This is a genomic window from Pseudomonas sp. Nvir, assembly GCF_963778085.1.
Lineage (GTDB): Bacteria > Pseudomonadota > Gammaproteobacteria > Pseudomonadales > Pseudomonadaceae > Aquipseudomonas > Aquipseudomonas juntendi.
In genome coordinates, this window is sequence record NZ_OY970405.1 from 2,580,652 (window position 1) to 2,593,818 (window position 13,167).

Annotated in this window: 10 protein-coding genes and 1 pseudogene; 4 read left to right on the forward strand and 7 right to left on the reverse strand. The window is 63.2% G+C overall.

Annotated features, from left to right (window positions below; genetic code table 11):
- Positions 1–5: 5 nt before the first annotated feature.
- Together AACG97_RS12545 and AACG97_RS12550 are read left to right on the forward strand one after the other, a co-directional pair.
- Positions 6–1,199 (forward strand): HlyD family secretion protein, encoded by a 1,194-nt coding sequence (locus tag AACG97_RS12545; RefSeq protein WP_009686670.1) that lies wholly within the window; start codon positions 6–8, stop codon positions 1,197–1,199.
- Positions 1,196–2,731, forward strand: coding sequence for a DHA2 family efflux MFS transporter permease subunit (locus tag AACG97_RS12550; protein WP_009686671.1), 1,536 nt, complete (start codon positions 1,196–1,198; stop codon positions 2,729–2,731). Before AACG97_RS12545 ends, AACG97_RS12550 begins: the two co-directional genes overlap by 4 nt.
- Positions 2,732–2,835: 104 nt before the next feature.
- Here AACG97_RS12550 and AACG97_RS28015 read toward each other — a convergent pair.
- The 4 genes and pseudogenes from AACG97_RS28015 to AACG97_RS12575 form a co-directional block, all read right to left on the reverse strand.
- A pseudogene (locus AACG97_RS28015) lies at positions 2,836–4,458 on the reverse strand (ATP-binding protein).
- A gap of 487 nt (positions 4,459–4,945) precedes the next feature.
- Positions 4,946–6,355 (reverse strand): GntR family transcriptional regulator MpaR, encoded by a 1,410-nt coding sequence (gene mapR / locus AACG97_RS12565; RefSeq protein WP_009686675.1) that lies wholly within the window; start codon positions 6,353–6,355, stop codon positions 4,946–4,948.
- Between the two features lie 50 nt (positions 6,356–6,405).
- Entirely contained in the window at positions 6,406–7,809 is a 1,404-nt protein-coding gene (gene ccoG, locus AACG97_RS12570) for a cytochrome c oxidase accessory protein CcoG (protein WP_197886152.1), read from the reverse strand.
- A 120-nt stretch (positions 7,810–7,929) separates the two neighbouring features.
- Positions 7,930–8,169 (reverse strand): DUF3203 family protein, encoded by a 240-nt coding sequence (locus AACG97_RS12575; protein WP_009686677.1) that lies wholly within the window; start codon positions 8,167–8,169, stop codon positions 7,930–7,932.
- Between the two features lie 187 nt (positions 8,170–8,356).
- Between AACG97_RS12575 and AACG97_RS12580 the strand changes: the two genes are divergently transcribed.
- A complete protein-coding gene (locus tag AACG97_RS12580) occupies positions 8,357–8,875 on the forward strand; it encodes an MgtC/SapB family protein (protein ID WP_009686678.1) in 519 nt (172 codons plus the stop codon).
- Positions 8,876–9,405: 530 nt separating this feature from the next.
- Here the strand turns inward: AACG97_RS12580 and AACG97_RS12585 are convergent.
- The 3 genes from AACG97_RS12585 to AACG97_RS12595 all read right to left on the reverse strand — a co-directional run bounded on the left by AACG97_RS12585 (position 9,406) and on the right by AACG97_RS12595 (position 11,710).
- On the reverse strand, positions 9,406–10,305 hold the full coding sequence (locus AACG97_RS12585; protein ID WP_029886492.1) for a hydroxymethylglutaryl-CoA lyase: 900 nt from the start codon (positions 10,303–10,305) through the stop codon (positions 9,406–9,408).
- A gap of 19 nt (positions 10,306–10,324) precedes the next feature.
- Positions 10,325–10,723 carry a MerR family transcriptional regulator gene (locus tag AACG97_RS12590; RefSeq protein ID WP_009686680.1) on the reverse strand — a complete coding sequence of 133 codons (399 nt, stop codon included), beginning with the start codon at positions 10,721–10,723 and terminating at the stop codon, positions 10,325–10,327.
- A gap of 108 nt (positions 10,724–10,831) precedes the next feature.
- Positions 10,832–11,710, reverse strand: coding sequence for a helix-turn-helix domain-containing protein (locus AACG97_RS12595; RefSeq protein WP_029886491.1), 879 nt, complete (start codon positions 11,708–11,710; stop codon positions 10,832–10,834).
- A gap of 172 nt (positions 11,711–11,882) precedes the next feature.
- Here AACG97_RS12595 and pobA point away from each other — a divergent pair, with 172 nt between their 5' ends.
- Positions 11,883–13,070 (forward strand): 4-hydroxybenzoate 3-monooxygenase, encoded by a 1,188-nt coding sequence (gene pobA, locus AACG97_RS12600; protein WP_009686682.1) that lies wholly within the window; start codon positions 11,883–11,885, stop codon positions 13,068–13,070.
- Positions 13,071–13,167 lie beyond the last annotated feature (97 nt).

Genomic DNA, 13,167 nt, shown 5'->3' on the forward strand with positions numbered 1-13,167 from the left:
TTGTCATGGCCACTTCCACAGACACCCCGACACCCTCCGCAGCGCCCGAGCCGTCGCGCAAGCGCAAGGCCTGGCTGCTTGGCCTGCTGTTGCTGCTGGTGCTTGCCGGCATCGGCACCTGGGCCTGGTACAGCCTGGTCGGCCGCTGGTATGAAAGCACCGACGACGCCTACGTCAATGGCAACGTGGTGGAAATCACCCCCTTGATCACCGGCACTGTGACCAGCATTGGCGCCGATGACGGCGACCTGGTGCATGCCGGCCAGGTGCTGCTGCAGTTCGACCCGGCCGACAGCCAGGTGGCCCTGCAGTCGGCCGAAGCCAACCTGGCGCGCACCGTGCGCCAGGTGCGCGGGCTGTACAGCAATGTCGACTCGCTCAAGGCCCAGCTGGCGACCCGCCAGGCCGAACTGCGCAAGGCGCAGCAGGACTTCAACCGGCGCAAGGTGCTGGCCGACAGCGGTGCCATCGCTGCCGAGGAGCTGTCCCACGCCCGCGATGACCTGAGCGTGGCCCAGGCCGCGGTCAATAGCGCCCGCCAGCAACTGAGCACCAGCAGTGCCCTGGTCGACGACACCGTGGTGTCGTCGCACCCCGAGGTCATGGCGGCTGCGGCCGACCTGCGCCAGGCTTACCTCGACCACGCGCGCACTACCTTGGTGGCGCCGGTCACCGGGTATGTTGCCAAGCGGACCGTGCAGCTGGGCCAGCGCCTGCAGCCGGGCACCGCGACCATGGCGGTGATCCCGCTGGACCAGGTATGGATCGACGCCAACTTCAAGGAAACCCAGTTGCGCGACATGCGGATTGGCCAGCCGGTAGAGATCAGTGCTGACCTTTACGGCAGCGCAGTGACGTACAGCGGTACCGTCGACAGCCTCGGCGCAGGCACCGGCAGCGCCTTCGCCCTGCTACCGGCGCAGAACGCCACGGGCAACTGGATCAAGATCGTGCAGCGGGTGCCCGTGCGTATTCACCTGAACCCCGAGCAACTCAAGGACCACCCGCTGCGTATCGGCCTGTCCACCGTGGTCGAGGTCAACCTGCACGACCAGAGCGGCCCGACCCTTGCCCAGCAACCGCCGCAGAAGGCCAGCTATACCACTGAGGTTTATGACCGCCAGCTGGGCGAAGCCGATACCCTGATTGCCAAGCTGATCCACGAAAACAGCGCCCCTGGCAAGACGGCGCAGCGATGAGCGATAACGCCGCAGCGCAGTTCACCCCGCCGAGCCTGCTGCTGACCACCATCGGCCTGTCGCTGGCCACGTTCATGCAGGTGCTCGACACCACCATTGCCAACGTGGCCTTGCCGACCATTTCCGGCAACCTGGGCGTCAGCTACGAGCAGGGCACCTGGGTCATCACGTCGTTCGCGGTGAGCAATGCCATTGCCTTGCCGCTCACCGGCTGGCTGAGCCGGCGTTTTGGTGAGGTGAAGCTGTTCATCTGGGCCACGTTGCTGTTCGTGCTGGCCTCGTTCCTGTGTGGTATCGCCCAGTCCATGCCGGAGCTGGTCGGCTTCCGCGTGCTGCAGGGCGTGGTGGCCGGGCCGCTGTATCCCATGACCCAGACCCTGCTGATTGCCGTCTACCCGCCGGCGAAACGGGGGATGGCCCTGGCGCTGCTGGCGATGGTCACGGTGGTGGCGCCGATTGCCGGGCCGATTTTGGGTGGCTGGATCACCGACAGCTACAGCTGGCCATGGATCTTCTTCATCAACGTGCCGATCGGCCTGTTCGCTGCTGCAGTAGTGCGCCAGCAAATGCGCACCCGGCCGGTGGTGACCAGCCGCCAGCCGATGGACTACATCGGCCTGCTGACACTGATCATTGGCGTGGGTGCGTTGCAGGTGGTGCTGGACAAGGGTAACGACCTGGACTGGTTCGAGTCGTCGTTCATCATCGCCGGTAGCCTGATATCGGTGGTGTTCCTGGCTGTGTTCGTGATCTGGGAGCTGACCGACCGCCACCCGGTGGTGAACCTGCGGCTGTTCGTGCACCGCAATTTTCGCGTAGGCACGCTGGTGCTGGTCGGGGGGTATGCCGGGTTCTTCGGTATCAACCTGATCCTGCCGCAGTGGTTGCAGACGCAAATGGGCTACACCGCCACCTGGGCGGGCCTGGCGGTGGCGCCGATCGGCTTGCTGCCGGTGATCATGTCACCCTTCGTGGGCAAGTACGCGCACCGCTTCGACCTGCGCGTGCTGGCGGGGCTGGCGTTCCTGGCAATCGGGGGCAGCTGCTACATGCGCGCCGGGTTCACCAGCGAGGTGGATTTCCAGCATGTGGCACTGGTGCAGTTGTTCATGGGGATCGGGGTCGCGTTGTTCTTCATGCCGACCTTGAGCATCCTGCTGTCCGACCTGCCGCCGCAGCAGATCGCCGACGGCTCGGGGCTGGCCACCTTCCTGCGGACCTTGGGCGGCAGCTTTGCGGCGTCGTTGACCACCTGGATCTGGATTCGCCGGGCGGACCAGCATCATGCTTACCTGAGCGAGAACATCAGCCAGTTCGACCCGACCACGCGGCATACCCTCGAACAGCTGGGCGGGGCCAACCCGCAGAGTTATGCGCAGCTTGAGCAGATACTCAACGGGCAGGCCTACATGATGTCCACGGTGGACTACTTCACCCTGATGACCTGGGTGTTCGCCGGGTTGATCCTGTTGGTGTGGTTCGCCAAGCCACCGTTCACCGCCAAGGCGGGGCCGGCGTCGGCGGGGCATTGACGCCGTTGTGCAGGTTGGCACGCGGTGGCGGCTGCCACTTGCGCCTCCTTCTTATGCCACCGGCAGGTTCATCGACCTGGGCGGCGGGCGCTGAGCCGTGCCGCTCAGCGTGACAACGGCGTGCCGGCCAGCATCCGCGCCACCAGGTCGCTGAGCTGTGCCAGCTCGAAGGGCTTGTGCAGGACCGCGAAACGACGTGCTGTGGGCAGCTCCGGTTGCTCGCTGGTATAGCCGGTGATGAACACCACCGGCGTGGTTTCCGGCAGACTGTTGCCCAGTGGCTGACCAACCAGCCCTCCAGGCAGGCCGGAATCGGTGATCAACAAGTCCGGCTGCAGGCCGCCCTGCAGTGCGGCCACGGCGTGTTGACCATCGCCGAATGCATGCACGTCGTGGCCTTGCTCCTGCAGAATTTCGCTGATGACCAGACGCATGGTTTCCTGGTTCTCCACCAGCATGATCAGGTTGGCCGTTCTGGCAGGCATGGGCGGTGGGGGTTGGGGCAACGCCGGCGGGACCGCCACCTGGGTGTCGTCCCTGGGCAGGTAGATATCGATGCAGGTTCCTTTACCCGGCACACTGTCGATTTGCAGCTGGCCCCTGGATTGCCGGATGAAGCCGTAGACAATTGACAGCCCCAGCCCAGAACCCTGGCCAAGCGGTTTGGTGGTGAAAAACGGTTCCGATGCTCGCTGCATCACGTTGGCTGGCATGCCGATGCCCGAGTCGCTGACGCTGATCCGTACATAGTCGCCACACGGCAGGTCAAGGCTGAGGGCATGCTCCTGGGTCAGTGTCTGGTTGGCACTGCCAATGCACAGCGTGCCGCCTGAGGGCATGGCATCGCGGGCATTGATGCACAGGTTGAGCAAGGAGCTCTCCAGCTGCGAGAGGTCGACGCGTACCGGCCACGCACCCGGCTGGGTCTGGTCGTTGAAATCAATGCCCGCATGCAGCGAGTTGATGATCAGTTCGCGCATGCCGGCCAGCAGCTGATGCACATCCACCGCCTGGGGCGTCAGTACCTGTTGGCGGGCAAATGCCAATAGCCGCTGTACCACCGCCGCGGCCCGTTGGGCGTCGTGGCGGGCCGCGCCAAGCAACCGCGCGGCTTCGGGCTAGCGCTTTTCATCCTGGCGTTGAATGGCGCTTTCCAGGGCAGCCAGGATGCTGCCCAGGAAATTGTTGAAGTCGTGGGCAATACCCCCGGTCAACTGACCGACCGCTTCCATCTTCTGCGACTGGACCAGGGCAGTTTCAATCTTGCGCAGGCGCTGCTGTTCGTTGATGCGCTCGGTGATGTCGTAGGCGAACAGGTAGCCACCCTGAATCATCAAGCGGTTATCACGCAACGGGTTGTAGCGGATTTCGTAGTGCCGCAGTGCTTCAGGCGGCCCTAGGGCAATGTTGTCGACGAAGGCCTCGCCCGCCACTATACGCGGCCAGACCGGTGCCAGCTGGCTCATGATATCGGGCTGGCGCGCCAGCAACTGCGGAATGTGGTCGCCGACCTGGGGGACGAACCCGCGCAGGCGCAGGAACGTTTCCTGTGCTGTGCGATTGATGGCCAGCAGCCTGAGGTTGCAGTCGGCAGCAAATACATTGGCCAGGCTGTGGTCGACCAATTCCCCCAGCAGTTTGTTGTTTGCGTCTGCCTGGTCTACACGCTCGGCCAGTTGCTGATTGATTGCCTGCAGCCGGTGCACGCTGACTTGCGCGGTTGGCATACCGGTAAAGATCACGGCTACGCGTTTATCGCTGGCAGGCTCCAGCCGGTGCACCGACAGGCTCAACCAGCGATCGGTCGCGGCCAGCCGTTCTTCGAACTGCAACGCACGGCCGCTGCGCGCCACTTCGGCGAAGCGGGGTAGCCAAGTATCGACTTCGTTCGGGATCAGTTCACGGGCCGTCTGACCCATCTGCTTGGCATGGGCAGTGTGACGAAGGCAGGCCTCATTGCTGAGAATGTAGCGGTAGTCATGGACCTGCCCGTTATCGTCGTCCAGCAGCTCCAGTACACAAAACCCCTCTTCCATGTGCTGGAGCAAAACATCCTGGCAGGCCGCTTTCAGCTGCAGCTCAGCAACCTGGGCCTCCAGTTCGAGCACCTTGTCGTGAAGTGCCTGTGTGCGAGAAGCGGCATCGTCCTGAACCATGCTGAGCTCCCTCGGTAATGGATCGCACTACTATAGTTACCATGATTGCCATTTGCCTTCAAAATGACCGAATGATCCGCCCCAGGGTTTCCATGGCTTGTTCGGCGGCGGCGTTCCAGGGGCTGCCGTAGTTCAGGCGAATGCAGTTGCCGAAACGTCTGGTGGGCGAAAAGATCGGGCCGGGGGCGATGCTGATGCCTTGAGCCAGGGCCATGTGGAACAGTTTGAGTGCGTCCATTTGCTCGGGCAGCTCCAGCCACAGAAAGTAACCCCCGGAGGGCTGGCTGACCCGCGTCTGGGCTGGGAAGTACCGGGCGATAGCGGCGAGCATGTCGGCCTGTTGGCCTTCCAGTGCGTAGCGCAGTTTGCGCAGGTGGCGGTCGTAGCCGCCGTGCTGCAGGTAGTCGGCGATGGCGGCCTGGGCAGGCATCGAGGCACACAGGGACGTCATCAACTTCAGCCGCTCGATTTTCTGCGCGTAACGCCCGGCCGCGACCCAGCCAATGCGGTAGCCAGGGGCCAGGCTCTTGGCGAACGAACCGCAGTGCATCACCAGCCCCTGGGTGTCGAACGCCTTGGCCGGCTTGGGTGCCTGCTGCGCGTAGTACAGCTCGGCGTAAACGTCGTCCTCGATCAGGGGCACCTGGTGCCGTGCCAGCAGTTGTACCAGCGCCTGCTTGTTCGCCTCTGGCATGCTGGCGCCGACCGGGTTCTGGAAGTTGGTCATGCACCACACGGCTTTGACCGGGTGCTTGTCCAGGGTTTGCGCAAGCACCTCCAGGTCCATGCCCTGGCGCGGGTGCACCGGGATTTCCACTGCCTTGAGCTTGAGCCGCTCCAGCACCTGCAGGCAGGCATAGAACGCGGGCGCTTCGATGGCGACCAGGTCGCCCGGCTGGGTGACCGCCTGCAGGCACAGGTTCAACGCCTCCAGGGCGCCGTTGGTGATCAGCAGTTCCTCCATGGGCAGCATCAGCCCGCCAACCATGTAGCGCAGCGCGATCTGGCGGCGCAGCTGCGGGTTGCCGGGTGACAGGTCGGTCACCACCATGCGCGGGTCCATGCTGCGGCTGGCGCTGGCCAGCGAGCGTGACAGGCGTTGCAGCGGGAACAGCTCGGGGCTGGGGAAGGCGGAGCCGAACGCCACGGTGTTGGGGTCCTTGATCGAGTCGAGGATGGAGAACACCAGGGCACTGACGTCGACATCGGTGGACTCGCTGGCCGGCTGCAGCGGCTGCGGCTCGCAGAATTGGCGTGGCGCGTGGGCGTTGACGAAGTAGCCCGAGCGTGGCCTGGCGCGGATCAGCCCGCGCCGTTCCAGCAGGTAATAGGCCTGGAACACCGTGGACGGGCTGACCCCGTGGGTCTGGCTGGCGTAGCGCACCGAGGGCACCCGCTGGCCGGGGCCGAGCACCCCGGAGCGGATCAGTTCGGCAATATCGTCGGCGAAGCGTTCGTAGCGTTTCATTCTGGCCTTCTGTCGAAGCCTGGCAGGCAAGGTGGTTGCAGTGTAAGGGATCAGCGGTTCATGGGTGCGACGAAGCGGCTGTGGGCCACGCTGCGTATGGCGGGGTCGTCACGTTCGCTGATGACAAAACTGAGTGTCTGCGAACTGCTGGTCGGCCGCTCGGCGAGCATTGCCACCGACACCGGCAGTTCGCTCATTTCGCCTGCGGGGATGACCAGCGCGGTGTCGCCCTGCAAGGTGAAGCCGTCGGCATCCAGCAGGCGCAGCAGGTAGTGTTGGGTGCGCTCGGTCTTGTTGATGACCTTGAGCAGGTAGATGTTCTCGATCTGGCCCTGGGCGTTTTCGCGGAACAGGCCGCGGTCCTTGATCACATCCAGCGACACCATCGGGCGCAGCTGCAAGGCCAGCACCAGCGCTGCCAGCATGACCACCAGCGCAGTGGCATAGCCCAGCAGGCGTGGCCGCAGCCAGTGGGTGGAGCCGCCTTGCAGGCTATGTTCGGACTTGTAGCCAATCAGCCCGCGGGCATAGCCCATTTTGTCCATGACCCCGTCGCAGGCATCGATGCACGCCGCGCAACCGATGCAGGCCATCTGCAAACCGTCGCGGATATCGATACCGGTGGGGCAGACCTGCACACACAGGGTACAGTCGATGCAATCGCCCAAACCTTGGGCGCGAGCATCGCTGCCTTTTCTGCGCGGGCCACGGGCCTCGCCACGGCGTGGGTCGTAGGCAACTGCCAGGGTGTCCTTGTCGAACATCACGCTCTGGAACCGCGCATACGGGCACATGTGCAGGCACACTGCCTCGCGCAGCAGGCCGGCATTGATGTAGGTGGCCGCGGTGAAGAACAGTACCCAGAACAACGCTACGCCGCCCAATTGCAAGGTCAGCAGTTCTGCAGCCAGCGGGCGGATCGGGGTGAAATAGCCGACGAAGGTCAGCCCTGTGGCCACACCAATGGCCAGCCACAGGCAGTGCTTGGCCGTGCGCCGGGCCAGTTTGTTCAGGCCCCAGGGGGCGGCGGCCAGCCTGATGCGCTTATTGCGGTCGCCCTCGGTGACTTTTTCGCACCACATGAACAGCCACGTCCAGGTACTTTGCGGGCAGCTGTAGCCACACCACACCCGGCCGGCGTAAACGGTCGCGGCGAACAGGCCGAAGGCACAGATGATCAGCAGCGCCGACAGCAGAATGAAATCCTGGGGCCAGAAGGTCGCGCCAAAGATGTGGAACTTGCTGTTGGCCAGGTCCCACAGCACGGCCTGGCGGCCGTTCCAGTCGAGCCAGGCGGTGCCGAAGAACAGCAAGAAAAGCGCGCCAGCGAAACCCACGCGCAGGTTACGGTACAGCCCGGTGAAGCTGCGGGTGTAAATGCCGCTGTCGGTGCGGCGCGTTTTGACGCTGGTTGCGGGGGTGTCGATCTCTGTGCAAAGAATTCTGTCAGTCATGGGCAGGTGCTCATCAGGCCTCGATCAGGCATGAGCACTATGGCGCCGAAACTGTTAGCAGCACAGCTTCAGATTTTGCGCCAAAAACCATATCAGATACCGCGCAGGCGTCGCCGGCCCCTAGATGACCGAGCCTGGAGCGCTGGCCTTGAGGTGCCTGCGGCTATCCACCGCACCTGCTACCGTCAAGGCGTCGGCCTCGGCTTCGGTGATGGGCACGCGTTTGTCGTCGTGCAGCGCCACCGACATGCGCAACTGTTCGTCGGTAATGATTTCGATATCCGGGCCAGCACACTCGATACGCAGGTTTTCACCCGTCAAGGTGCAACGGCGGGTGGCTTCATCGATTTCAACGGGCATGGTCAGGCCTCCTGGGTGGGTTACAGGGTGGACCGCGAGGGGGGCCGGGTCGTTGCATCAACGGGCTGAGTGGCACTTTGCACGGCGGCTGGCGGTCAGTGTCTATACACAGCAGGCCCGGCTGCTTACAGACACACCCTGCGCACTGCCGGGCAGGTAGCACAATGCTCAGCATGGGAACCAGGCAATGGAGCTGATCTGGCAGGTAATACAGGCAGAGTTCGCCGATGTGACCGACGCGAGTGAGGTCACGCGCATTCTTTTACGGCTGTTGATGGCAGCGGTGCTTGGTGCAGTACTGGGGTTCGAGCGCGAACACAGGGGCAAGTCGGCGGGCGTACGCACGCACATGCTGGTGTCGCTGGGGGCCGCGCTGTTCGTGCTGGCACCGAGCATGGCCGGGGCCGATGCACAAGCCCTGAGCCGGGTGATACAAGGTATCGTCGCCGGTATCGGCTTTCTGGGTGCGGGCACCATCCTCAAAGGCAACGGCAAGGACACCAGCCATGTGAAGGGGCTGACCACGGCCGCAGGTTTGTGGATGACCGCTGCCATTGGTACGGCCGCTGGCATGGGCCGCGAAGCCACAGCGCTGATCAGCACGGTGCTGGCCCTGCTGGTGCTGGCCACGATGCCGGTGCTGGTGGACAAGTTCGAGGGGGAAAACGAGGATAAACAGAAGGAGGAAGAGGGCAGGAAGCACTGAGGGGAGCCGAAGCTCCCCTCAAAGCGTTGTTGCCTGCTCTTTTTTTATTATTGGGACTGGCCTGTTGTTGTTTTTGTCGGCGTGTCCGGGTGTTGCGGGCGACCCCCATGCGGGGTCAAGAGCAAACGTATTTTTTTGAGCGCTGACCTGCTTTCATCATTGCTGATCCGAACCTGGCTGCTGCTACCTCGAGGTAGTTTTGTTGTTTTGTGCCAAACCGCGGGGCGGGCCCCTGAAAAGACTGCCTACTCCAAAAAAATCTGCTTGCTGCGCCTCTGCCGTGTTGTTCTTGTTATGTCAGAGCCGTTATCTGTTGTTTTTATTGGGTGTCGCATTTTTTTTGTTGTTGTACGAAAGATATAGCAGGCAGCGTGCCAACTTTTGAATATCGTTTAAAATCAAGCATTTAGCGGATTTTGAAAAAAATGCAGGGCCCGAATTTTTGTCGATTTGTTTCCCTGTTACCCGATTTTTCGCTGTGGAATGGGGGGCGGTAACACTCACCCACACCTCTGTGACACCTTCATGACCTACTGCGCCATGCGCGCCCGCGCCACCCGTGAACCGTTGCTGCGGCCCAGTACCTGGCTGATGCGCTGCCCAGCGGCAATCAGCCGGTCCAGGTCGATGCCGGTTTCGATGCCCAGCCCCTGCAACAGGTAAAGCACATCCTCGCTGGCGATATTGCCGGTGGCGCCCTTGGCATACGGGCAACCGCCCAGGCCGGCGACCGAGCTGTCGAACACATTGATGCCTTCGAGCAGGCTGGCGTAGACATTGGCCAGGGCCTGGCCATACGTGTCATGGAAGTGCCCGGCCAGTTGCTCGCGTGGCACCTGCGCCGACACCACCTCGAACAGGCGCCGGGTGTCGCCGGCGGTGCCAGTGCCGATGGTGTCGCCCAGCGATACCTCGTAGCAGCCCATGTCGCGCAGCTCGCGGGCAATCGGTGCCACCTGCTCGGCGCTGACCTTGCCCTCGTAGGGGCAGCCCAGCACGCACGACACATAGCCACGCACCCGCACACCGTGGCTGCGGGCAGCTGCCATGATCGGTTCGAAGCGCTTGAGGCTGTCGCTGACCGAGCAGTTGATGTTGCGCTGCGAGAACGCTTCGGTGGCCGCGGCGAACACCGCCACTTCCTTTACCCCCGCGGCCAATGCGTCTTCAAAACCGCGCAGGTTCGGTGCCAGCGCTGCATAGGTAACGCCTGGGCGCTGCTGGATACCGGCAAACACCTCGGCCGAGCCGGCCATCTGCGGGACCCACTTGGGCGACACGAAACTGCCCACTTCAATGTAGGCCAGACCCGCTTCGGTGAGGTCGTCTACCAGGCGCACCTTGGCGCTGACGCTGATGGGTTGGGCTTCGTTCTGCAGGCCGTCGCGGGGGCCGACTTCGACCAGGCGCACGTGGTTGGGCAGGGACATGGTGGTTTTCCTGTGACGTTCAGCGGTTGTCTGTGTTGTTGAGGGTGGCGGCCAGTGCTTGCTCGCAGCGTTCCTGGGCCGTGTCCAGCTCCAGTTGCATCTGGTGAATGTCGAGCAGTTGCTGCTCCAGCTGCGCGCGGCGTTCGGCGATTTTCGCCAGCATGCTGTTGAGCTGTTTGAGGTTGCCGCTGGTGGGGTCGTACAGCTCGATCAGCTCGCGGCACTCGGCCAGGGAAAAGCCGATACGCTTGCCACGCAATATGAGCTTCAGGCTGACCTTGTCGCGCGCCGAATAGATACGTTCCAGGCCCCGGCGCTCTGGGCTCAACAGGCCCTGTTCCTCGTAGAAGCGGATGGCGCGGGTGGTGATGTCCAGTTCGCGGGACAGGTCGGAGATGCTGTAGGTCTGCGTGCTCATGCTGGGGCTCGGGCGAAAGTATCCGGGTATCCTGAGGCCAGCTTGACGTAAACGTCAAGCAAGCGCGAGCGTGGGCATGGCCTGCGGACCTGGGGCCAGGCAGGCCGATCATTCAGGCTGCACTGCCCGTCGATACGCATTGGGCGTTTGCCCACTCAGGCGCTTGAACCAGCGGGCAAAGTAGGTGGGGTCGCTGAACCCCAGGCTATCGGACAACTGGCCGATGCTCATGCGTGTGTAAACCAGGCTGCGCCGCGCCTCGAGCAACAGGCGCTGGTGCACCACTTGCAACGCCGTCTGCCCGCTCAGCGCCCGGCACAGCTGGTTCAACTGCAGGCTCTGCACATTCAGCCGTGCGGCGAATGCCTCTATCGACAAGTGCTCGCGGTAGTGCGCTTCGACCAGGCGCAAATACTGCCCCAGCAACTGGCGGTCGCGTTCATCACGCGTGCGCGGGGCCTGCCCAAGCTGCTGACGGCGGCTGATCCACACCATCAGGGCGGTCACCAACGCCTCCAGCATGGCGGCCCGCGATGGGGCGTTGCCCTGGTATTCCTGCTGCAAGGTCTCGATCAGGCTGCGCAGGTGCGCGCGATCCCGGCCCAGCGGGTAGCTTACCGGCTTGGACAACACCGCCAGCGGTGCGCCCAGGCGCTGCTCAAGGTTGGCCACCAGCGCGGCGCCAAAAGTGAGCACGTGGCCCTGGATGTCGGCACTGAAGCGAAAGCCATGCACGGTCAGGGGTGGCACCACCTGGATCGCGGCTTCGCTTAGGGCAGTGCGGGTGCCCTCGATTTCCACCTGGGCCTGCCCGCGTTGCACGTACAGCAATTGAAACAGCTCGGCATGTTGGTGGGGCTTGATCTCCCAGTGGTGCAGGCGGCTGCGTGCCGGGATCGGCTCACAGTGCAGCAGGTCGGTACCAGGCCAGGCCTGGTTTTCCCCATACAGCTTGAACAGCGGAACGCCGGGGAGGGTGGATTTCATCAGCTTTGGCCTGTCCGTTAATCGAACGTTTTTTGTAAAAGTGCAGGTTTTGCATGGAATAGCACAGCTCAGTTGCGGTTTTTGCCCGTAAAAATGCAAAGGCAAACCCTAACAGCAGATGCCGCGCCACCGCCAGTGCAGGGCCGGTATCGTTCCAACAGAGACAACAACAATGAAAACTCAGGTTGCAATCATTGGCGCGGGCCCGTCGGGCCTGCTGCTGGGTCAACTGCTGCATAACGCCGGTATCGACACGGTGATCGTCGAGCGCCAGACCGCCGAGTACGTGCTGGGCCGCATCCGCGCCGGGGTGCTGGAGCAGGGCACGGTCGACCTGCTGCGCGAGGCCGGTGTGGCCGAACGTATGGACCGCGAAGGCCTGGTGCACGAAGGGGTCGAGCTGCTGGTTGGCGGGCGCCGCCAGCGCCTGGATCTCAAGGCCCTGACCGGCGGCAAGACGGTGATGGTCTATGGCCAGACCGAAGTAACCCGTGACCTGATGCAGGCCCGTGCAGCCAGCGGGGCCCCCATCTTCTATTCGGCCAGCAATGTTCAGCCGCATGAGCTCAAGGGCGAGAAGCCCTACCTGACCTTTGAAAAAGACGGTCAGGTCCAGCGCCTGGATTGCGATTACATTGCTGGGTGTGACGGCTTCCATGGGGTTTCCCGGCAGAGCATTCCCGAGGGTGTGCTCAAACAATACGAACGGGTATACCCCTTCGGCTGGCTGGGCCTGCTGGCGGATACACCGCCGGTCAACCATGAACTGATCTATGCCCACCACGCCCGCGGTTTCGCGCTGTGTAGCCAACGTTCGCAAACCCGCAGCCGCTACTACCTGCAAGTGCCGCTGCAAGACCGTGTCGAGGAGTGGCCCGACGAGCGCTTCTGGGGCGAACTGAAAGCGCGTTTGCCTGCCGAGGTGGCAGCGGACCTGGTCACAGGCCCGGCCCTGGAGAAGAGCATCGCGCCGCTGCGCAGCCTGGTGGTGGAACCGATGCAGTATGGCCACCTGTTCCTGGTGGGCGATGCCGCGCATATCGTGCCGCCAACCGGGGCCAAGGGGTTGAACCTGGCAGCCTCGGACGTCAACTACCTGTACCGGATTCTGCTCAAGGTGTACCGCGAGGGGCGTACCGAGCTGTTGCAGCAGTATTCGCCCCTGGCCCTGCGCCGGGTATGGAAGGGCGAGCGTTTCAGCTGGTTCATGACCCAACTGCTGCACGACTTCGGCAGCCACAAGGACGCCTGGGACCAGAAGATGCAAGAGGCTGATCGCGAGTACTTCCTGACCTCGCCGGCAGGTTTGCTGAACATTGCCGAAAACTATGTGGGCCTGCCGTTCGAAGAGGTGGTTTGAGGCTGCCGCCTCCCGCTGACGAGGCCGGGAGCCAGGAAAATCGCGCAAAAGCTTGAACTCGGGTTTAGCCATGAACCACAGTGGCGGGCTGAATGGG